Annotated in this window: 18 protein-coding genes; 4 read left to right on the top strand and 14 right to left on the bottom strand. The window is 72.8% G+C overall.

The window, feature by feature from the left end:
- Positions 1–55 precede the first annotated feature (55 nt).
- The 10 genes from AB0950_RS03525 to AB0950_RS03570 all read right to left on the bottom strand — a co-directional run bounded on the left by AB0950_RS03525 (position 56) and on the right by AB0950_RS03570 (position 11424).
- Entirely contained in the window at positions 56–1087 is a 1032-nt protein-coding gene (locus AB0950_RS03525; protein ID WP_360144807.1) for a glutamate ABC transporter substrate-binding protein, read from the bottom strand.
- A gap of 14 nt (positions 1088–1101) precedes the next feature.
- Positions 1102–2535: a hypothetical protein gene (locus AB0950_RS03530; protein WP_366777707.1), complete on the bottom strand. Its 1434-nt coding sequence runs from the start codon at positions 2533–2535 to the stop codon at positions 1102–1104.
- A gap of 147 nt (positions 2536–2682) precedes the next feature.
- A complete protein-coding gene (locus AB0950_RS03535; protein WP_366777708.1) occupies positions 2683–3654 on the bottom strand; it encodes a BadF/BadG/BcrA/BcrD ATPase family protein in 972 nt (323 codons plus the stop codon).
- The gene (locus tag AB0950_RS03540; RefSeq protein ID WP_366777709.1) at positions 3645–4910 is read right to left on the bottom strand and encodes a 6-phospho-beta-glucosidase; all 1266 of its coding nucleotides are present in this window, start codon (positions 4908–4910) and stop codon (positions 3645–3647) included. The genes AB0950_RS03535 and AB0950_RS03540 overlap by 10 nt, the downstream gene beginning before the upstream one ends.
- Positions 4911–4917: 7 nt before the next feature.
- Entirely contained in the window at positions 4918–5811 is an 894-nt protein-coding gene (locus AB0950_RS03545; protein ID WP_360144795.1) for a carbohydrate ABC transporter permease, read from the bottom strand.
- Between the two features lie 2 nt (positions 5812–5813).
- Positions 5814–6755 (bottom strand): sugar ABC transporter permease, encoded by a 942-nt coding sequence (locus AB0950_RS03550; RefSeq protein ID WP_360144792.1) that lies wholly within the window; start codon positions 6753–6755, stop codon positions 5814–5816.
- Between the two features lie 3 nt (positions 6756–6758).
- Positions 6759–8105 carry an ABC transporter substrate-binding protein gene (locus tag AB0950_RS03555; protein WP_366777710.1) on the bottom strand — a complete coding sequence of 449 codons (1347 nt, stop codon included), beginning with the start codon at positions 8103–8105 and terminating at the stop codon, positions 6759–6761.
- Positions 8106–8145: 40 nt separating this feature from the next.
- Positions 8146–9357 carry an ROK family transcriptional regulator gene (locus AB0950_RS03560; RefSeq protein ID WP_360570736.1) on the bottom strand — a complete coding sequence of 404 codons (1212 nt, stop codon included), beginning with the start codon at positions 9355–9357 and terminating at the stop codon, positions 8146–8148.
- Positions 9358–9564: 207 nt separating this feature from the next.
- Positions 9565–10182 (bottom strand): Uma2 family endonuclease, encoded by a 618-nt coding sequence (locus tag AB0950_RS03565; RefSeq protein WP_360144783.1) that lies wholly within the window; start codon positions 10180–10182, stop codon positions 9565–9567.
- Between the two features lie 135 nt (positions 10183–10317).
- A complete protein-coding gene (locus AB0950_RS03570) occupies positions 10318–11424 on the bottom strand; it encodes a mechanosensitive ion channel family protein (RefSeq protein ID WP_360570740.1) in 1107 nt (368 codons plus the stop codon).
- Positions 11425–11785: 361 nt separating this feature from the next.
- Between AB0950_RS03570 and AB0950_RS03575 the strand changes: the two genes are divergently transcribed.
- Positions 11786–12322 carry an HNH endonuclease gene (locus tag AB0950_RS03575; protein ID WP_330339930.1) on the top strand — a complete coding sequence of 179 codons (537 nt, stop codon included), beginning with the start codon at positions 11786–11788 and terminating at the stop codon, positions 12320–12322.
- Positions 12323–12417: 95 nt separating this feature from the next.
- On the opposite strand, the gene AB0950_RS03580 is transcribed toward AB0950_RS03575, so the two are convergent.
- Genes AB0950_RS03580 through AB0950_RS03590 form a run of 3 tightly spaced genes read right to left on the bottom strand, consistent with a single transcriptional unit; the run spans position 12418 to position 15087 of the window.
- Positions 12418–13818 (bottom strand): ABC transporter permease, encoded by a 1401-nt coding sequence (locus AB0950_RS03580; protein ID WP_360144777.1) that lies wholly within the window; start codon positions 13816–13818, stop codon positions 12418–12420.
- A 17-nt stretch (positions 13819–13835) separates the two neighbouring features.
- Entirely contained in the window at positions 13836–14531 is a 696-nt protein-coding gene (locus AB0950_RS03585) for an ABC transporter ATP-binding protein (protein ID WP_360144774.1), read from the bottom strand.
- Between the two features lie 22 nt (positions 14532–14553).
- The gene (locus AB0950_RS03590; protein WP_366777712.1) at positions 14554–15087 is read right to left on the bottom strand and encodes a PadR family transcriptional regulator; all 534 of its coding nucleotides are present in this window, start codon (positions 15085–15087) and stop codon (positions 14554–14556) included.
- Positions 15088–15259: 172 nt separating this feature from the next.
- Here AB0950_RS03590 and AB0950_RS03595 point away from each other — a divergent pair, with 172 nt between their 5' ends.
- The 3 genes from AB0950_RS03595 to AB0950_RS03605 are packed head-to-tail and all read left to right on the top strand — an operon-like array spanning position 15260 to position 17984.
- A complete protein-coding gene (locus AB0950_RS03595; RefSeq protein ID WP_360144768.1) occupies positions 15260–15553 on the top strand; it encodes a hypothetical protein in 294 nt (97 codons plus the stop codon).
- Positions 15554–17644: a 4-alpha-glucanotransferase gene (gene malQ / locus AB0950_RS03600; RefSeq protein WP_366777713.1), complete on the top strand. Its 2091-nt coding sequence runs from the start codon at positions 15554–15556 to the stop codon at positions 17642–17644.
- Positions 17645–17702: 58 nt separating this feature from the next.
- A complete protein-coding gene (locus tag AB0950_RS03605; protein WP_360144762.1) occupies positions 17703–17984 on the top strand; it encodes a hypothetical protein in 282 nt (93 codons plus the stop codon).
- A gap of 102 nt (positions 17985–18086) precedes the next feature.
- Here AB0950_RS03605 and AB0950_RS03610 read toward each other — a convergent pair whose 3' ends face one another.
- The gene (locus AB0950_RS03610) at positions 18087–19376 is read right to left on the bottom strand and encodes an MFS transporter (protein ID WP_366777917.1); all 1290 of its coding nucleotides are present in this window, start codon (positions 19374–19376) and stop codon (positions 18087–18089) included.
- Positions 19377–19693 lie beyond the last annotated feature (317 nt).

The following is a 19693-nucleotide window of genomic DNA, read 5'->3' on the forward strand; positions in this document are numbered from 1 at the left end:
TCGCTGCTTGTCTGTTCCGGTTGTCTTCCCGGGGTCTTTCCGGGACGGATGCGGTTCAGCCCGTCCGCAGGTACTGCGGCGCGGGCGGCTTGGACGCCGATGAGTCCTTACCCAGTGTCGCCGACAGCCACTTGTCGTACGACGCCTGCCAGCCGCCGGCGCGGTAGCCCACCAGAATGCGATTGACCCGGCGTACCAGATCGGAGGCGTCCTTCTTCATCGCCACGCCGTAGTACTCGGTGGTGAACGCCCCGCCCTTCAGTTCGACCGTCGGGTCCTGCGCGGCCTGGCTGGCGGCGAGCGCGCCGTCGGTCACCACCGCGTCCACCTCGCCCAGTTGCAGCCTCACCAGGCAGTCCAGCTGGTTCGGGACGGTGGTGGAGATGTCCGCGGAGGCGGGCAGGGCGCCGCTCTTCCTGTCGGCGTCCAGCTTGGCGTACGCCGTCGAACCGGCCGCCGTGCAGATCCTCTTGTGCGCCAGCGTGCCGTTGTAGCCGGTGATGGACGACGACTTGGGCGCGAGGACCTGCTGCCCGGTCTTGAAGTAGGGCGCGGAGAACGCCACCTGGGACAGCCGGTCGCAGGTGATGGTCATCGTCCGCACCACCATGTCCACCCTCCCGTCCTGGATCGCGGAGATCCGCTGGCTGGTCGGGATCGCCTTGAACTGCACCGCGTCCGGGTCGCCGAGGATGTCCTGGGCTATCCGGTGCACCAGGTCGATGTCGAAGCCCTCCAGCTCCGCGCCCTGCGTGTCGGGGTTGCGGTAGCCCCAGTGGTAGCTGTTCTGGTCGACGCCGACGATCAGCTTGCGCCTGGCGCCCGTACGGGACTTGATCGCGTCGATCGTCGGCCCGTCGGCGCCGGACGGCGCCGGCGTCTGCTTCTGCGCCTCGGAGTCCGTGCAGCCGCTCGCGCGGGCCTGCACCCCCTCGGCGACGGCCTGCCCGGTGCGCTGCGGCCGGTGCGGGGCCTGCTGGGTGCACGGCAGCAGCAGCACGAGGCCCAGCGCCAGCGCGCACAGCACCGCCATCGCGCCGACCCCGCCCCAGCCCCGCAGGGAGGCTCGTACACGCGTCGCGTACATCGTCGTGCCCCCTGTCACCGGTACTCCGAAAGTCTGCGGCCGACCCCGGCCACCGCGCCGGCCGCACCGAGCACCGCGAGCACGGCCGCGCCCACCGGCAGCCCGGCCATGGCGTCCCGCCCGTCGCCCGCGGCCCGCGCGAACTCGTCCTGCTCGTGCCCGATCGCCCGGGCGAGACTGCGGTCGACGCCGTCGAAGCACTCGCCGGTGGCGCCCTTGGCGCCGATGACCTTGTCCAGCGCCTGCTCGTAGTTGCCGTTCTCGTCCTCGGTGCGGGCGGCGGCGTGGCGCTGCTTCCACACCGCCATGTTCGCCTCGGCCGCCTTCACCGGCGCGCTGCCGCCCTGGTCGTCGGCGAGCTTCCCGGCCCGGGTCAGACCGTCGCCGAGCACGGTCATGTCCTTGTCGAAGTCGTAGTAGTACGCGTCGTACGTCCGCCCGCCGACCGTGACGGTCTCGGCGCCGCGCGCCACCAGGCTCAGGTTCTCGTTGCCGCGCGCCTTCAGGGAGGCGATCCGGGCGTCGTGCAGCACGGTCAGCGAGCGGACGCCGTGGTCGTAGGAGCCGTTCAGGTCCGAGCGGGCCACCGTGTGCCCGACGACCAGCCACAGCAGGGCGATCGTGGTGGCGGCGGACGCGGCGACCAGGCCGTGGTTGAGGACGCGGTTGGTGCGCCGGTACGTGCGGTGCTGGGCCCAGCCGAGCGCGGCGAGCGCCAGCACGCCGAGCGCGATGGCGGGCCACGGGTACGGCGTGGCGTCGCCGTAGTCGGCGTCCAGCCGCTGGTTCTCGGTGGTGTAGAGATCCTCCGCGGCCGGGAGCATCTCCTTCTGCATCTTCTCGTTGGCGTACCGCAGATACGCGCCGCCGACCGGATACCCCTGCCGGTTGTACGTCCGCGCCCGCTCGATGAGCCCCTTGTACTCGGGCAGCAGCCGGTTCAGCTTCGCGATGGTGGCCTCGGACGCCGATCCCGGTTCGGCGTTGGCGGCGGCCGTGACGAGGCCACCGGCGGCGGTCCGGATGTCCTTCTCGTACCGGTCCCGTGAAGCGGCCGTCTCCTGACCGCCCGCCAGGAAGGCGCTGGAGGCGGCCGTGTTGGCGTCGGCCAGCGACCGGTAGATGTCGGCCGCGCCGGAACTGAGCGGCTGGCTGCGGTGCAGCACGTCGTCGGCGGCGGCCGCCCGCTCACTGGCCTGCCAGGCGGTGACCGCGCCGAACGCCACGACCAGCAGCGCCAGTACGGCCCCGATGATCCGCAGCCTGCCCGGCTCGGTGGTCGCCGCGGCCCGCAGCCGGTCGACGCCCTCGGCGAACGCGGTCCGCCGGGCGGCCGGCACGGGGGAGCCCGCAGGGACGGGGGGGCCGGGCTGCGCGGGGATGCCGGGGGCGGGCAGGCCGGGAGCCGCCGCCGGTGGTGCCGTACTGCTCTGCGGCGCGTGTGTCACTCGACCTCCCCCAGGGCCATTCGTCGCCGCTCAGTATCGCGGCACGCACCGGCATCCGCACCGGCCTTCACTGGATCTTGATCGGATCGCAGTGTGCGCTGCCCTTGAAAACGCCCTGCGCACCTGTTCGGTTCCGCCGGGGCCCGGTTAGCCCGCCCAGTACGCCCGCGCCCGCTCCTGCGCCGGTGTGCCCGCCCCCAGCCGGTCCAGGCCCAGCAGGGCCGCGCCGAGGACCGGGCTCGCCGTGACCACGCGGACGTCGGCCTTCGGGGCGCGGGCGGACAGCAGGTCGCGGACGCCGTCGTCCAGCAGGGCGTGACCGGCCGTCAGGACGCTGCCGCCGAGCAGCACCGGCGTCTCCTCGTCGAGCAGGTCCAGCCGGGTCAGCGCCACCGTGGCCAGCACCGCCACCTCCTCCGCGAGCCGGGCCACGATCGAGCGGGCCACCGCATCGCCCCCGGCGGCCGTCGCGAACAGCACGGGGGTCAGCTCGTGCCGGCGGTCGTGGCCGATGTGCTCCAGGTGCAGCGCCTCGATCAGCGCGTACATGGTCGGCAGCCCGAAGTGCGCGGGCAGGTCGCGGCTGAGCGCGGTCGGCTCGCCCCGGCCGTCCTCGGCGCGGGCCGCGAACCACAGCGCCTCCTCCGCGAGCCCCCAGCCCCCGCCCCAGTCGCCGGAGATCCGGCCGATCGCCGGGAAGCGGGCGGTACGGCCGTCGGGCCGCATGCCGACGCAGTTGATGCCCGCCCCGCACACCACCGCCACCCCGCGCGGCTCGGCGACGCCCGCCCGCAGGATCGCGAAGGTGTCGTTGCGCACCGCCACCGAGGCGCCCCAGCCGCGCGCCCCCAGCGCCGCCGCCAACTGCTCCTCCTCCACCGGCAGATCGGCGTTCGCCAGGCAGGCCGAGACATGGCTGACGGAGGCGACGCCCGCCTGGGCGAAGGCCCGCGCGACCGGGGCCGCCAGCGCGTCCAGCGCCGCCGCCACCCCCACCGCGGGCGGCCGGAAGCCGCCGCCGCGGGCCGTGGCCAGCACCTCCCCGGCCGCGGTGACCACGGCCACGTCGGTCTTGCTGTTGCCCGCGTCGATCGCGAGCACGGTCGAGGTCAGGCCCACGCGAGGTGCTCCCGGTTGTGTGCGATCAGCTGGTCGGTGAGGGTCTCGGCGTACCCGTACTGGCCGATCAGCGGGTGGGCGAGCAGGGCGCGGAAGACGCGGTCGCGCCCGCCGTGCAGCGCCGCCTGAAGCGCCAGGTCCTCGTACGCCGTCACGTTCGCGACCAGCCCGGCGAACAGGGGGTCCAGGTCCGGCACCGGCAGCGGGACCGGCCCGCACGGGCCGACCGCGGCCTGGACCTCGATCACCGCGTCGTCCGGGAGGAAGGGCAGGGTGCCCTTGTTGACGGTGTTCACCACCTGGTACGGGCTGCCGGCCCCGCCCAGCAGCGCCGCCGCCAGGTCCACGGCCGCCTCCGAGTAGTAGGCCCCGCCCCGCTTGCCGAGCAGCGCGGGTTTCTCGTCCAGGGCCGGATCGCCGTACATCTTCAGCAACTCCCGCTCCATCGCGGCGACTTCGGCGGCGCGGGAGGGCTTGCCGCGCAGTTCCCGTACGACCTCGTCGTGGGCGTAGTAGTAGCGCAGGTAGTAGGAGGGGACCACGCCCAGCCGGTCCAGCAGCGGGCGCGGCAGGTGGAGGTCGCCGGCGATCGCGTCGCCGTGCTCGGCGAGCAGTTCGGGCAGGACGTTCTCGCCCTCCGGGCCACCGAGACGCACACCGGTCTCCCACGTCAGGTGGTTGAGGCCCACATGGGCCAGATGCACATCCGCCGGGGCGACGCCCAGCAGACCGGCGAACTTCCGCTGGAATCCGATCGCCACGTTGCACAGGCCGACCGCGCGGTGCCCGGCCTGGAGCAGGGCGCGGGTGACGATGCCGACCGGGTTGGTGAAGTCGATGATCCAGGCACGCGGGTTCGCACGGCGGACCCGTTCGGCGATGTCGAGGACGACCGGGACCGTGCGCAGCGCCTTGGCGAGGCCGCCCGCGCCGGTGGTCTCCTGCCCGACGCAGCCGCACTCCAGCGGCCAGGTCTCGTCCTGCTCGCGGGCCGCCTGCCCGCCGACGCGCAACTGGAGCAGCACGGCGTCGGCGCCGTCCACGGCCGCGTCCAGGTCGGCGGTGGTGACGATCCGGCCGGGATGCCCCTGCTTGGCGAAGATGCGGCGGGCCAGGCCGCCCACCAGCTCCAGCCGTTCGGCGGCCGGGTCCACGAGGACGAGTTCCTCGACGGGCAGGGTGTCCCTCAGGCGCGCGAAGCCGTCGACGAGTTCGGGGGTGTAGGTCGAGCCTCCGCCGACCACGGTGAGTTTCATGTGGTGGTCAACCCTTCACTCCGGTGAGCGTGACGCCCTCGACGAATGCCCTCTGGGCGAAGAAGAACACGAGGATCACGGGGGCCATGACCAGCACGGTCGCGGCCATCGTGAGGTTCCAGTCGGTGTGGTGGGCGCCCTTGAAGGACTCCAGGCCGTAGGACAGGGTCCAGGCGCCGGGGTTCTCGGACGCGTAGATCTGCGGGCCGAAGTAGTCGTTCCAGGCGTAGAAGAACTGGAAGAGGGCGACGGCGGCGATGCCCGGCCGGGCCATCGGCAGGACCACCTTCAGCAGCGTTCCGAGGTCCCCGCAGCCGTCCACCTTCGCCGCGTCCAGGTACTCGTTCGGGATCGTCATCAGGAACTGGCGCAGCAGGAAGATGGAGAACGCGTCCCCGAACGCCATCGGGATGATCAGCGGCCACAGCGTGCCGGACAGGTCCAGCTGCTTCGCCCAGAACAGGTACATCGGGATGATGACCACCTGCGGGGGCAGCATCATCATCGAGATCACCAGCATGAGCGACAGGTTGCGGCCCCGGAAGCGGAACTTGGCGAGCGCGTACGCCACCGGGATCGACGACACCACGGTGAGCACGGTGCCGAGGCCCGCGTAGATCAGCGTGTTCTTCCACCAGGTCAGGAAGCCCGGCGTGGCGAAGACCTTCCGGTAGTTGCCCCACTCCCAGGTGTGCGGGATCAGATCGCGGCTGAGCGCCTGGCTGTCGCTCATCAGCGAGGTCAGGAGGACGAACACGAAGGGCAGGGTGAAGAACAGCGCGGCGGCGACGCCGAGGGAGTGGACGGCGATCCACTCGAGCAGGGCCCGGCGCCGGGCGGTGCGCTCGGCGGGCGAGACCGGCGCCCGCAGCTCCACCGGTTGGTCCAGTACCTGGGTCATGGTCAGTCACCTGCCTGGATGAGACCGCCCCGGCGCCGCATCAGGAACCCGGTGAACACCATCGACAGGGCGAACAGCACGAGGGCCACCACACAGGCCGAGCCGTAGTCGAAGCGCTGGAAGCCGAGGTTGTAGACGAGCTGGGGCAGGGTGAGCGTGGACTTGTCGGGGTAGCCGGGCTCGAACTGGGTGCCCGCGCCCTGGATCACCCCGGAGGCGACCTTCCCGGCGATCAGCGGCTGCGTGTAGTACTGCATGGTCTGGATGACGCCGGTGACGACGGCGAACATCACGATCGGGGAGATGTTCGGCAGCGTGACGTACCGGAACCGCTGCCAGGGCGAGGCGCCGTCCAGCTCGGCCGCCTCGTACTGCTCGGCCGGCACGTCCAGCAGCGCGGCCATGAAGATCACCATGAGGTCGCCGATGCCCCACAGCGCCAGCAGGGTGAGGGCGGGCTTGGACCAGGCGGGGTCGTTGAACCAGCCCGGCGCCGGGATGCCCGCCTTCTCCAGGATCGAGTTGACCGGGCCCGTGCCGGGGTTGAGCAGGAAGGCGAAGGCCATGGTGGCCGCCACCGGCGGGGCGAGGTAGGGCAGGTAGAACAGGGTGCGGAAGACGCCCGTCCCCGTCTTGATCTTCGTGATGAGCAGGCCGATGCCGAGCCCGAAGACGACCCGGAGGGTCACCATCACCAGGACCAGCCACAGGGTGTTGCGCAGGGCCGGCCAGAACAGCGGGTAGTGCTCGAAGACATAGGTCCAGTTCTTGCCCCCGCTCCACGTCGGCGGCCTGAAGCCGTCGTAGTGCATGAAGGAGAAATAGACCGTCGAGACCAGCGGATACGCGAAGAACACCGCGAACCCGATCAGCCAGGGCGACATGAAGGCGAAAGTCCTGAGCGCCGCGCGGCGGCGCTTGGACGTCAGAGTGACCGTGCTCATCGGCTACTTCGCCTGCGCGATGTCGGTGTCGATCTGCGCGGCCGTCTTCTTCAAGCCGGCCTTCAGGTCGGTGGCCTTGCCGCTTTCGTAGTCGTAGCCGAACTGCTGGATCGTCACGAGGTACTGGCCGCCGTTGATGGAGGCGGGAGTCGTGGCGGAGTAGGGGTTGGCGGCGATGTCCAGGAACGTCTTGAAACGCGGGTCGTACTTCAGCTTCGGGGATTTCAGCGCGGCCAGCGTGGAGGGGACGTTGTGGATGTCGTTGGCGAATCCGACCACCGCGTCCGTGTCCGTGGTGATGTACTTGACGAATTCCCAGGCCGCGTTCTGCTTGTGGCTGGTGGCCGCGATGCCCGCGATGGTGCCGGTGATGTAGCCCTTGCCGTACTGGTTCACCTGGTCGTCGGGCAGGGGCAGCGGGGCGACCCCGATGTCGAACGTCGGCTTGGCCTGCTCGGCCATTCCGAGCCGCCACTCGCCGTCGAGCTGCATGGCGACCTGACCGGTGTGGAAGGGGTGCTTGGGGCCCCATTCGTCGCCGAGGGTGGCCCGGAACCTCTCCAGCTTCTGAAAGCCGCCGAGTTCGTCCACGAGCCGCTTCTGGAGTGCGAAGCCCTGCTGGAACGCCGGGTCCTTGGCGAGGTTCGACTTGCCGTCCTTGTCGAAATACGTCGGCGAGAACTGCGCGAAGTAGTGCTCGGTGGTGGATTCCCAGCCGTGGTAGTCCGGCATGAATCCCAGCTGCCGGTAGCCGTCCCCTTGCGGAATCGTCAGCTTCTTGGCGTCGGCCTCGAACTCGGACCAGGTCTTCGGCGGACGCGCGATGCCGGCCTTCTGGAACGCGGTCTTGTTGTAGTAGAGCCCGTACGCGTCACCGAGCAGCGGCGCCGTGCAGCGGTTGCCGTCGAACTGGGTGTACTCGTTCATCGGCTTCGGGAACGTCTTCTCCGGGTCGATCCCCGCCTTCTTGAAGAAGGGGTTGAGGTCGACCAGCGCGCCCGAGGAACAGAACTTGCCCACGTTGTTGGTGGTGAACGAGGAGATCACATCCGGCGCCTTGTCTCCGCCGGACCGCAGCGCCTGGTTGATCTTGTCGTCGGTCATGTTGCCGACGACGTTCACATGGATGTTGGGGTGGGCCTTCTCGAAGCCGGCGACCAGGGACTTGACGGCCTTCACCTCGTTCGGCGCGCTCCAGGCGTGCCAGAAGTTGATCGTCGTGTCCTTCGAGGCGTCGTCCGTGGCACCGGAGCCGGACTGCCCCGTACAGGCGGAGGCGGCGAGGAGGACGGCACAGGTGGTCAGGGCGAAAGCCGCTTTTCGGGCAGCTGCGGGTACGACTTCGGGCATGGCGAGGTCTCCCAGCGGGACGGGGTGGGTGAGAGGGGGCCTAGCGCGAGGTGTCGAAGACCTCGTCGCGGGTGGTGCCGAGCGCGGACTCCAACGCGCCGCGCAGAACGGGGTGTTCGTGGACGTCGCCGACGACCAGCCGGGGGCGGGCCGCGGCCAGCTCCGCCAGCTCGGCCTGGACGAGGGCGCGCAGCACCTCGCCGCCGGCCGTCAGCGCGGTGCCGCTGAGGACGACGAGTTCGGGGTCGAGGACGGAGACGAGCGAGGCGAGACCGGTGGCGAGCCGGGTCGCGTAGGTGCGCAGCAGCTCCCGGTAGGGGCCGGTGGCGTGGTCGGCGGCGCGGGCGACGAGGGCGGCGGCCACCTCCGGGTACGGCCCCGACGGCACGTCGTCGATGCCGAGTTCCCGGGCCAGCCTCGGCAGGGCCTGGGAGCCGGCCAGCTCCTGGTAGCCGCCGCTGTTGGCCTTGGTCACCTGCCGCACCAGGGGCGTGCCCGGCACCGGCAGGAAGCCGACCTCGCCGGCGCCGCCGGTCCAGCCCCGGTGCAGCCGGCCGCCGAGGACCAGGGCGGCGCCGAGCCCCTCCTGGTTCCACAGCAGCACGAAGTCGCCGTGGCCCCGGGCCGCCCCGAGCCGCTGTTCGGCGAGGGCGACGAGGTTGACGTCGTTCTCGTACTCCACCGGCATCGGCAGGGCGGCGGCGAGCTCGTCGAGCAGGGCGGGGGAGTGCCAGCCGGGCAGGTGGGAGGCGTAGCGCAGCCGGCCGGTGTTGGGGTCGAAGGCGCCCGGGGTGCCGATGACCAGCCGGTGCACGTCACCGCGCGCCAGCCCGGCGGCCTTGACGGCGCCGTCGAGGGCGTCGGTGACCTGCTGGACGACGGGTTGCGCCGGCCGCCGTCCCGGCGTGGGCAGTTCGAACTCGCCCACGGTGCGGCCGGTGACGTCGGCGACCGCGGCGCGGATGCGGGTGGGGGTGACGTCGAGCCCCGCGGCGTAGGCGGCGCCGGGGTCGACCGCGTACAGCTGGGCGTTGGGGCCGGGGCGGCCCTCGCTGGTGCCGGTCACCCGGACCAGTCCGGCCGCCTCCAGACGGGCCAGCAGCTGGGAGGCGGTGGGCTTGGACAGGCCGGTGAGCTTCCCGATCCGGGTGCGCGACAGCGGCCCGTGCTCCAGCAGCAGGTCCAGGGCGGCGCGGTCGTTCATGGCGCGCAGCACGCGCGGGGTGCCCGGCGTACCGGCGGTTCCTGCCATGGGGTCGACACCTGCCCTTCCAGCCGCCCAGCTTCTCAGCGACCCGGCAAGAACGTCCAGCCTTCGATCACTGGCCGACCGGAGATCACTGTTAGGAAACTTTCCTATTGGCGTGGGAGGAACGTAAGCCCAGGACGAAGGGGGCGTCAATAGACAACGGCGCCGAGGAGACGGAGTCGTTATCTCGGGGGCGGGACCGGGGCTCGGTCAGTCCTGGAGGAAGGGGGTGGTGTCCAGGGTGGGGTACGGCGCCGGGATGCGGAGGAGGCCGCCGAGGTCGACCTTGTCGTCGGTGTCGTAGTACGCCTCGGTGGGGTCGTCACTGGGGACGACGGGGTCGGTGTAGCAGTGGGCCGTCTTGGAGTGGCGGTCGATCAACACGTAGACGGGGATGCCGACGGCGGCGTACGTGGCGAGCTTGGCGCCTGTGTCCATCGCATGGTTGGACGAGGTGACCTCGCCGACGAGGGCGATCATGTCGATCGGGTACCAGCCCTTGTGTACTTTCAGGTAAGAGCTGTCCAGTTCGGTCGGCTCCCGGTGGAGGATGTAGAAGTCGGGAATCACCAGCGCCATCGTGCTGCCGTCTTGGTGGGCGGCCCGGAAGCCCATGCCCATACCCGCCAGGTCGAGGCCGGCCATGTGGAGCTGGACGGTGAGATTGACGGCGCCTTTGCTGTGGTTGTAGTCCGGTTGCGGCGGCACGATGGCCGCCCCCTCGACGTACTCGGGTCGAATCGGCGCCACCGACGCCTCCTCGATCGCGATCAACAGATCGATGGGGTCCTGCGTCATCACCGGCTCCATGAGAGGTTCGGCGCTCATCGCTCGTCTCCTTGTCGCACTGATGCCAGGCTAAGCCCACGCCGGGCGCCCCGGCAGAACGATGGGGCACCCCGTGCGCACCACGCGCCGGGATGCCCCACCTGTTCACTCGAACGAGTGTGCTGAACCGTTCCGTTACTTGGCCGGCGGCGCCGCTCGCCCCGGTGTTATGGGTGCCGTCGCCGCCACGCGGGGGGAGTCCGCGTCGGCGTACGCCGAGGGGGCCGCCACCGTCGTCGTCGGGTCGGGGGTGTCCTCGGCGTCCTCCACGGAGGTCGCACCGCCCACGACCCGGATGCTCGCCCGGTCGAACGCGCGCTTGATCCGCCAGCGCAGCTCCCGCTCGACCGTCAGGGACTTGCCCGGCATGGTCCTGGCGGAGACGCGGATGACCATGGAGTCGACCAGGACCGAGTCCAGGCCGAGGACCTCGACGGGGCCCCACAGCAGCTCGTTCCAGGGCTCTTCCTTGCTCATGTGCTCGGCGACGTCGTCCAGCGTGGCCTTCACATGGTCCAGGTCCTCGCTCGCCCGCACCGTCACGTCGACGCCGGCCGTGGCCCAGCCCTGGGAGAGGTTGCCGATCCGCTTGACCTCGCCGTTGCGGACGTACCAGATCTCGCCGTCCGCGCCGCGCAGCTTGGTCACGCGCAGCCCGACCTCGATCACCTCGCCGGTGGCCACGCCCGCGTCGATCACGTCGCCGACGCCGTACTGGTCCTCGAGGATCATGAACACGCCGGAGAGGAAGTCGGTGACCAGGTTGCGGGCGCCGAAACCGATCGCCACGCCGGCCACACCGGCCGACGCCAGCAGCGGCGCCAGGTTGATCCTGAAGGTGCCCAGCACCATCAGCGCGGCCGTGCCGAGGATCAGGAAGCTCGCCACCGACCGCAGCACCGACCCGATCGCCGCCGCCCGCTGCCGCCGCCGCTCGGCGTTGACCAGCAGACCACCGAGCGCCGAGCCCTCCCCGGCCTGCGCGGCGCGGCCCATCCGGTCGATCAGCTTGGTGATCGCCCGCCGCACCACCGCGCGCAGCGCCACCGCCACGACCACGACCAGCAGGATCTGCAGACCCATCGCGAGCCACGTCGACCAGTTCTGCTCGACCCAGCTCGCCGCGTTCGTCGCGCTCTCCTGGGCGTCCTGGAGCGAGGGAACGGCCGGTTCCGTCGAGCCGGAGGGCGAGGGGGTCGGCGACGCTCCGGCGGCCAGCAGGACGGCGGGCAAGGACGACACGGCAGGTACCTCCAGGTGCTGCGCGGTCCGGCCGGTGGGCGGTCAAGGTCTTCAAGGTCACGGAAAGGTCACCGGACGGACAGGGCCACCACACTAACGGGGCATTGTGTGTGCCTCGTGCGGATCCGCCAAGGAGGCGTACGGGAGAGACAGGGCTCACCCCGCCGCGAACAGGCCGCGTGAACAGGCAGGGGTCCGGCCGGCTTGAACAGGGCGTGGTCCGGGGGATGAATGAGGTGTGGTCGAAAACACTCCCAGCCCGTTACCGGGACATGGTGGCGCTTCCACCAGGCATGAGGGGAGACTGACTGCAGATCGTCCCGGCGCGAGCCACGCGCCGCCGACGCCCAAGGAGGCACCCGTGCCGCATGTCCTGGTCCTCAACGCGTCGTACGAGCCGCTCGGCGTCGTACCGCTCCGCCGCGCGCTCGTCCTCGTCCTGGAGAACAAGGCCGTCTCCCTTGAGGAATCCGGCGCCTATATGCACAGCGCATCCGTCACCGTCCCCGCACCCAGCGTGGTCCGGCTCAAGCGATTCGTCCGGGTTCCCTATCGGGGACCCGTTCCGCTCACCCGCCGAGCGCTCTTCGCGCGCGACGGAGGCCGGTGCATGTACTGCGGTGGCGTCGCAACCAGCGTCGACCACGTCATCCCGCGCAGCCGCGGGGGCAAGCACGTCTGGGACAACGTGGTGGCGTCCTGCCGCCGCTGCAACCACGTGAAGGCCGACCGCCACCTCGTCGAACTCGGCTGGCGGCTGCGGCACAAACCGGCTCCGCCCACCGGCCTGGCCTGGCGCATCATCGGCACCGGCCACAGGGACCCGCGCTGGCTGCCCTACTTGCAGCCGTACGGCGCGGACGATGCCCTGGCCCGGATCGACGGCATATCTGCCTGACGAGATCCGGGCTTTCCCGTACCCGCCGGCCCCCTCCACGCGGCCACGCAGACCCACCGGCTCCGGGAGCCCCCGCGCCCCCGGAGCCGTCCGGCTCACGCGTAGCGCAGCCGGGCCGGGTCCGCCGAGCGGCGCAGCAGGGGCAGCGAGCCGGCCGCCGCCAGCAGGCAGCAGCCGTACACGGCCGGAGGCACCAGCAGCGCGGCGTACGGCACGGTGGGCCGGCCGCCCTGAACCAGTGAGCCGTACCCGACGCCGATCGCCATGCCGGCCGCGCCCGCCAGCACCAGCGCCGGGGCCAATGGCAGGCCCGTCTCCAGCAGCAGCGCCCGGCCGAGCACCGCCCGCGGTACCCCGGAGGCGACCTGTGCGGCCAGGCCCCTGCGCCGGTTCGCCACCGATTCGACGGTGCCGACGACGAGCCCGGAGAGGGTGATCAGGAGGGCGACGAGGAGCGCGGCGCCCGTCAGGTCGATGCCCGTCGTGTAGAAGGCCATGTCCGTGCCGAGCGAGTGCTCTCGGCTCGCCTCGCGCAGATCGGCCAGAAGGGCCTGCCGGACCCCGACGAAGGCCGTACCGGCCAGTGTCACCAGCAGCACCGCCGCGTGGGTGCGGGCCGCCGCCCAGGGGTCGTCGCGCAGCCGTTCCGCCGCGATCAGCGTCGCCGCGGCACGGGCCCGGCGCGCCAGCAGCCGCCCGACCGCCCCGGCCGTGCCCCCGGCCAGCCACACCGTGCCCGCGCCGCCCGCCAGGACCAGGGCGCACACCGTCAACGGCACCTGCCCGCGGTCGGTGCCGGAGGCGTTGGCCACGGACCACAGCGCGAGCAGCAGCACCAGCAGCACACCGGCCGTGAACAGCAGGCCCGGCCCGCGCCCGCCGGCCGGACGCACCCGGCGCACCCGGCCGAGCGGCGAGGCCACCACCCGGCGCAGCGCCAGCGCGCCCGCCGCCGCCCCGAGCAGCGGCACCCCCAGCACGACCAGTGCGAAGCCGGTCCAGGCCCACCCGGTCGGCCCGGTCCACACGCCGAGCACGACGGGGACCGCGACCGCGCCGGCGAGGAGCGAGCCCAGCAGACAGGCCGGTCCGGTCTCCAGCGCGGCGATCCGGCGCACCTGCGCCGGGGTGGCCCCGGCCAGCCGCAGGCCGGCCAGCCGGCGGTCACGGTGCACGGCGCCGATCCGCGCGCACTGGCCGAGGAACCCGAGCACCGGCAGCAGCAGGAGCAGCAGGCTGACGATCACTCCGGAGCGCTCGCCGGGGTCGTCCAGCAGGCCGTGGCCGAAGGACACCCGGTAGTGCCCGTGCAGCGAGGCCAGGGCGACGGCGGCGAGCGCGAACCCGGCGGCCATCGCGGCCCCGGCCACGGTCAGCCAGAGCCGCCACCACTCCGGCCGCCCGGCTCCCCGCAGCAACCGCCAGGCCAGCCGCGCATCGCCCGCCAGACCGGCCCGCGCCCGCCCCGGAACACCGGCGCGTGGCTTCCCTGTCATAGCGACACCGCCTCCTCTCACAGCGCCACCTCCGCCGGCACCACGGTGCCGTCGTGCAGCCGGGTCTCGCGGTCCGCGTAGGCCGCGACCTGGGCGTCGTGCGTGATCAGGAGCACCGCCGTGCCCGCTGCGCGGGCGCTGTGGACCAGGGCCGTCATCACCTGCTCGGTGGCGAGGGAGTCCAGCGCGCCCGTGGGCTCGTCGGCGAAGACCACCCTGGGTCCGGTCACCAGCGCGCGGGCCAGGGCGACCCGCTGCGTCTGGCCGCCGCTCATCTCGCCGGGCCGCAGCGCCTGCTGAGCGCGCACCCCGAACCGCTCCAGCCACTCACCGGCCTGCGCCTGGGCCTCGCCACGGCCGGCTCCCGCCAGCATCAGCGGCAGCGCCACGTTGTCCACGGCCGTCAGCTCCGGGATCAGCTGCCCGAACTGGAAGACCACGCCGAAGTCGGTACGGCGCAGCTCGCTCAGCCGCTTCTCCGGGAGCCGGTCCAGCCGCTGCCCCGCATAGTCCACCGAGCCCGCGTCCGGCCGGACGATGCCCGCCAGACAGTGCAGCAGCGTGGACTTGCCGCTGCCGCTGGGCCCCGTCACGGCGAGGACCTCACCGGCGTGCAGGTCGACGGACGCGCCGCGCAGCGCCTGCGTCCTGCCGTGGGCCTTGACGAGGTCCCGGCCCGTGAGAACCGGGACCGAAGTGCCCTGTTCGCTCATGCTGCGATGCCCCCCTGGTCGGTCATGCTCCGTCGACCTCCGCGGTCAGAGTGGTCAGCCGGGCCGCCGTGGTGTGCATCCAGCGGAGGTCGGCGTCGAGGTGGTTGATGGCGTAGTCGGCCGACAGCACGGTCGCCAGATCGGCGTCGCGGTCGGTCTTGACGGCCGTGAGCTGCCGCATCCGGTCCATGTGCGCGGCGCGCTGGGCCCGCAGATAGGCGGCCGGGTCACCGCCCGCCAGGATCGACACGACGACCTTGGCGAAGATCTCGTTCGTCACGAAGGGCGCGGCCGGTGCGATCTCGGCCGCCCAGCGGGCGAGTTCACCCGCGCCGGCGTCCGTCGAGCGGTAGAGCGTCCGCTCCGGACCGCCGTCCGCGTCGGTGCCCTCCACCTCCGCGAGCCCGTCCCTGACCAGGCGCTGCAGGGTCGTGTAGACCTGCCCGTAGGCCAGCGGACGAGCCTGCGGGAAGCGTTCGTCGTGGCGTCGCTTCAGGTCGTAGCCATGGCTCGGCCCTGCCGCGAGCAGCCCCAGAAGGATGTGGCGGGTGCTCATGCCGCTCATTATGCACTCGCTACATGTACTGAGTGAATAGTGATCAGTGAATGACCGCACACCCCGTCCCCTGTTCGACCGGTTGGCGAGAGTGGTCGCGCCGTCTCGGGGTAGGCCTGCCGTAATCCGTTCAAAGCGACAGCATCCGACCTGCCACCGACAGGAGACCCCCGTGGCCGCACTGGCTCACCTCTCGTTCCCGGCCCAGGCGAAACCCGTGGCGGAGCCCTCCGCCGACCTCCACGACGCTCCGGCCTGCGCCTTCAGCGCGGAGAGCGCCTGCGCGCAGGCACCGCTCACCAGTGAGCCGCCGCTGCCCGACGCCGGGCCCCTGACCAGTGAGCCGCCGCTCGCCGACGCCACCCCGCTGACCAGCGAGTCGGACGCGTACGCCACGCCCTCGTACGAGGCCGACGACTTCCCCGCGCCGTCGTACGCGCCCGGCGTCCACGGCACGGGGGCGTAGATGGCCGCGGCGTCCGAGGACTTCGAGGACGAGGACCTCGCCCGGCTCGCCGAGCTGCACGGCGTCGCCGCCTCCTACAGCCCCGCCCCGGACCGTACGGTCGCCGTCCCCGCCTCCGCCGTGGTCGCCGCCCTGGCCGCCCTCGGCGTCGACGCGGCCGGGCCCGCCGCCGTACGCGCCTGTCTCGCCGCACGGGAACGCGAGCTGCGCGAGCGCCTGCTGCCGCCGACGCTCGTGCACTGGGCCGGCGACCCGCAGGGCCCCGCCGCCCTCGCCGCGCTGCCGCACGGCACCCGCCTGAGCGTCGAGACCGAGGAGGGGCAGGAGCGGGACTCCGTCGCGGATCTGCCGCTCGGCGTCCACCGGGTCACTGCCGTCGCACCCGACGGGCGCACCGGCTACACCCACCTCGTCGTCGCCCCCGACCGGCTGCCCGCCCCGCCCGGCCGCTCCCACGGCCTCCTCGTCCAGCTGTACTCGCTGCTCTCCCGCCGCTCCTGGGGCATGGGCGACCTCGGTGACCTCGCCGAGCTGGCCGGCTGGGCGGGCCGTACCGCCGGCACCGGATTCGTGCAGGTCAACCCGCTGCACGCGGCCGTACCCGGCGAGCCCACCGACCCCTCCCCGTACCGGCCGTCGTCCCGCCGCTTCCCCGACCCCGTCCATCTGCGGATCGAGGACATCCCCGAGTACGCGTACGTCGCCGACCGCGAGCGGCTCGCCCCCCTGCTGGAGCGGGCCGAACGGCTGCGCGCCGCCGTCCTCGACAAGGGCGCCCTCATCGACCGCGACGCGGTGTGGGAGCTGAAGCGGGAGGCCCTGGAGGCGGTCCTGGCCGTGCCCCTCGCTCCCGGCCGGCAGGCCGCCTACGACGACTTCCGCGCCGCCCACGGCCAGGCCCTCGACGACCACGCCACCTGGTACGCCCTCGCCGAGATCCACGGCTCCGACTGGCGCCGCTGGCCCGGGGACCTGCGCGACCCCCGCTCGGCCGCCACCGCGCGCGCCCGCGCCGAACTCGCCGCCCGCGTCGCCTTCCACGCCCGCCTCGCCTGGCTCACCGACGGCCAGCTCCGCACCGCGCAGCGCGTCGCGCTGGAGGCCGGCATGCCGGTCGGGATCGTGCACGACCTCGCCGTCGGCGTGCACCCCGACGGCGCGGACGCCTGGGCCCAGCAGGACGTGTTCGCCGCTGGCATGTCCGTCGGCGCCCCGCCCGACGCCTTCAACGCCCGCGGCCAGGACTGGGGCCTGCCGCCCTGGCGCCCCGACCGCCTCGCCGCCACCGCCTACGCCCCCTACCGGGACCTGCTGCGCGCCCTGTTCCGCTACGCCGGAGCCCTGCGCATCGACCACGTCATGGGCCTGTTCCGGCTCTGGTGGGTCCCGCAGGGCAGCGCGCCCACCGAGGGCACCTACGTCCGCTACGACGCCGACGCCATGCTCGCCATCCTCGCCCTGGAGGCCACCCGGGCCGGGGCCGTCGTCATCGGCGAGGACCTCGGCACCGTCGAGCCCGGCGTCCGCGAGACCCTCCAGCGGCGCGGCGTGCTCGGCACCTCGGTGCTGTGGTTCGAACGCGACTGGGAGGGCGACGGCCGCCCGCTGCCGCCCGACCGCTGGCGCGCCGACTGCCTGGCCACCGTCACCACCCACGACCTGCCGCCCAGCGCCGCCCGGCTCACCGGCGACCACGTCGAGCTGCGCGACCGCCTCGGCCTGCTCACCCGCCCGGCGGCCGAGGAACGCGCCGAGGCGGACGCCGACGCCGCAGAGTGGCTCGCCCTGCTCGGCAGCCTCGGCCTGCTGGACCTGACCGCCGCCGGACCGCCCGGCACCGACGAGCAGGAGGAGATCCGCGCCCTCCACCGCTTCCTGCTGCGCACCCCGGCCCGCCTGATCGGCGTCTGGCTCCCGGACGGCGTCGGCGACCGCCGCCCGCAGAACCTGCCGGGCACCTGGGACCAGTACCCGAACTGGCGGCTGCCCATCGCCGACCGCGAGGGCCGGCCCGTCCCGCTGGAGGAGCTGACGGCGTCACCCGTACTGAGGGCGCTGCTCGCCGTGTTCACGCAGGTCAGCGACGGATGATCCGCTGGTACGGGACCCCGGGCGCGCGGCGTTCGGGGTGGTTCGCTAATTTGAGACCGTGGACAAGAAGAACGCCCTGCGCGCCGGCGCCCTGGCCGCCGGTACGACGCTGATGATGCTGCTCATGTCGTCCCCCGCGCTCGCGCTGACCCGCGACGACGGCGACGACCCCGGCCCCGGCCTGAGCGTCATCCAGACGCTGGGCCTCTACGTGCTGATCCCGCTCGCGCTGTTCGCCGTCATCGCCGGCCTGGTGATGGCGACGGACAAGACCCGGAAGAAGAGGGACACCACCTCGTCCAACATCACCGTCAAGTCCGAGGCCGACGCCAAGGCCTGACCGGACACCGGTTCTTCGCCGAGGGCGCCCGCCCTCCCGCCGGTACCTGGCTGGAGAGGTCGGCGCCCTCGGGGTGTTCGCCTACCGTCCGGCCGGCGGGGGTCAGCCGCGCGGCAGGAGGCGGCACAGGGCGGCGGTGGCGAGAAGGAGCGCCGCGACGGCGAGCAGGCCGACGCGCATGCCCGGCAGGGAGAAACCGCCGCCGGGACCGGAGAGCAGACTGCCGAAGAGGGCGACGGCGAGCGCACCGCCGGTCTGGCGGAACGAGTTCAGCAGCCCCGACGCCGTCCCCGCGCGCTCCCGCGGTACGGCGTCCATCAGCAGCGCGGTCAGCGCGGGCACCGCGAGCGCCCCGCCGATGCTCAGCGGCAGCAGCAGGACCAGCACCAGCCACACCGGCGTGTGCGCGGCCAGCGGCAGCAGGGCCAGCATCGCCAGGACGAAGACCAGCTGCCCGGCGACGATCACCGGGCGCCGCCCGGTCCGCTCCGCCAGCCGCGGCGAGAGAAGGTTGGTCGCCGTCACCACCGCCGACATCGGCACGAACATCAGCCCGGCCGCGATCCCCGACATCCCGCGCAACTGCTGGTAGTACAGCCCGAGAAGGAAGATCCCGCCGTAGAAGGCGGCGTTGACGGCGAACCCCACCGCGAGCGGGACGGCCACCTCGCGCTTGGTGAGCATCTCCAGCGGGACCATGGGCCGGCGGTGCCGGGACTCCACCACGCGGAAGGCGTACCCCGAGGCGACCGCGAGCACGGCGGACCCGAGCACGGGCAGGCTGGTCCAGCCCAGGTGGCCGCCCTCGATCACCGCGAAGGCCAGCCCGGCCAGGGCCAGTACGGCGGTGATCTGGCCGCCGCCGTCCAGCGCGGCCGGCCGCCGCGGGGAGCGCGGCACCCGCGCCAGCAGGCCCAGGATCACCGCGCCCACCGGGAGGTTGAGCAGGAACACGGCCCGCCAGCCGGCCGAGTCCGTGAGCAGCCCGCCCAGCACGGGACCCGCGGCCATCGCCACCGAGCCGCCCACCGTCCACAGCGCGATGGCCCGGGCACGCGCCCGCGCGTCCTCGTACGCCTGCCGGATCAGCGCCAGCGAGGCCGGCATCACGATCGCGGCCGCGCCGCCCTGCGCCACCCGTGCGGCGACCAGCACGCCGATGCCGGGCGCGAGCGCGCAGCCGAGGGAGGCCAGGGTGAACAGGGCGACGCCCCAGGCGTACGCGCGGCGGGCGCCGGCGCGGTCGGCGAGGGCGCCGGCGGACAGCATCAGCGCGGCGAACATCAGCGTGTAGGCGTCCACCACCCACTGCAGCCCGGCCATCCCGCCGCTGAAGGAGGTCCGGATCGCGGGCAGGGCGATGTTCACGGCCGAGACGTCGACGGTGATCACGGTGAACCCGAGCAGGGACGCGACCAACGAGACGCCGCTCCCGCGCGGCTCGGCCGCACTGGCGGGTGGCGCGGCCGGCCGGGCCCGGTCCGGCTGTCGTCGCCGGACCGTGTGCTCCCGTGACACGGGCGCGTGTCCGTGAGCGGAGGCGGTGGACCGGGGCGGGGTGATCGGCATGGTGATTCCCTCGAGAGACGCGGTGACTGACGAGCGTGGTCGGTGGTGACCGGGGCGGGCGGCGGCAGCCGGCCGGGGCCGCGGTCCGGTGTCGTGCACCCCCTGGGCCCCGGCGGCCGGGCCGCCCGCTCCGGATCAAC

Source organism: Streptomyces sp. NPDC007189, assembly GCF_040703635.1.
In the GTDB taxonomy this organism is placed as follows: domain Bacteria; phylum Actinomycetota; class Actinomycetes; order Streptomycetales; family Streptomycetaceae; genus Streptomyces.

What these genes read in the sequence shown, in the direction of transcription:
- AB0950_RS03585 (WP_360144774.1), bottom strand. Translation starts at nt 14,531, where the DNA reads ATGAGCGAACAGGGCACTTCGGTCCCGGTTCTCACGGGCCGGGACCTC.
- AB0950_RS03555 (WP_366777710.1), bottom strand. Translation starts at nt 8,105, where the DNA reads ATGCCCGAAGTCGTACCCGCAGCTGCCCGAAAAGCGGCTTTCGCCCTG.
- AB0950_RS03590 (WP_366777712.1), bottom strand. Translation starts at nt 15,087, where the DNA reads ATGAGCACCCGCCACATCCTTCTGGGGCTGCTCGCGGCAGGGCCGAGC.
- AB0950_RS03560 (WP_360570736.1), bottom strand. Translation starts at nt 9,357, where the DNA reads ATGGCAGGAACCGCCGGTACGCCGGGCACCCCGCGCGTGCTGCGCGCC.
- AB0950_RS03565 (WP_360144783.1), bottom strand. Translation starts at nt 10,182, where the DNA reads ATGAGCGCCGAACCTCTCATGGAGCCGGTGATGACGCAGGACCCCATC.
- AB0950_RS03540 (WP_366777709.1), bottom strand. Translation starts at nt 4,910, where the DNA reads ATGAAACTCACCGTGGTCGGCGGAGGCTCGACCTACACCCCCGAACTC.
- AB0950_RS03580 (WP_360144777.1), bottom strand. Translation starts at nt 13,818, where the DNA reads ATGACAGGGAAGCCACGCGCCGGTGTTCCGGGGCGGGCGCGGGCCGGT.
- AB0950_RS03525 (WP_360144807.1), bottom strand. Translation starts at nt 1,087, where the DNA reads ATGTACGCGACGCGTGTACGAGCCTCCCTGCGGGGCTGGGGCGGGGTC.
- AB0950_RS03550 (WP_360144792.1), bottom strand. Translation starts at nt 6,755, where the DNA reads ATGAGCACGGTCACTCTGACGTCCAAGCGCCGCCGCGCGGCGCTCAGG.
- malQ (WP_366777713.1), top strand. Translation starts at nt 15,554, where the DNA reads ATGGCCGCGGCGTCCGAGGACTTCGAGGACGAGGACCTCGCCCGGCTC.
- AB0950_RS03545 (WP_360144795.1), bottom strand. Translation starts at nt 5,811, where the DNA reads ATGACCCAGGTACTGGACCAACCGGTGGAGCTGCGGGCGCCGGTCTCG.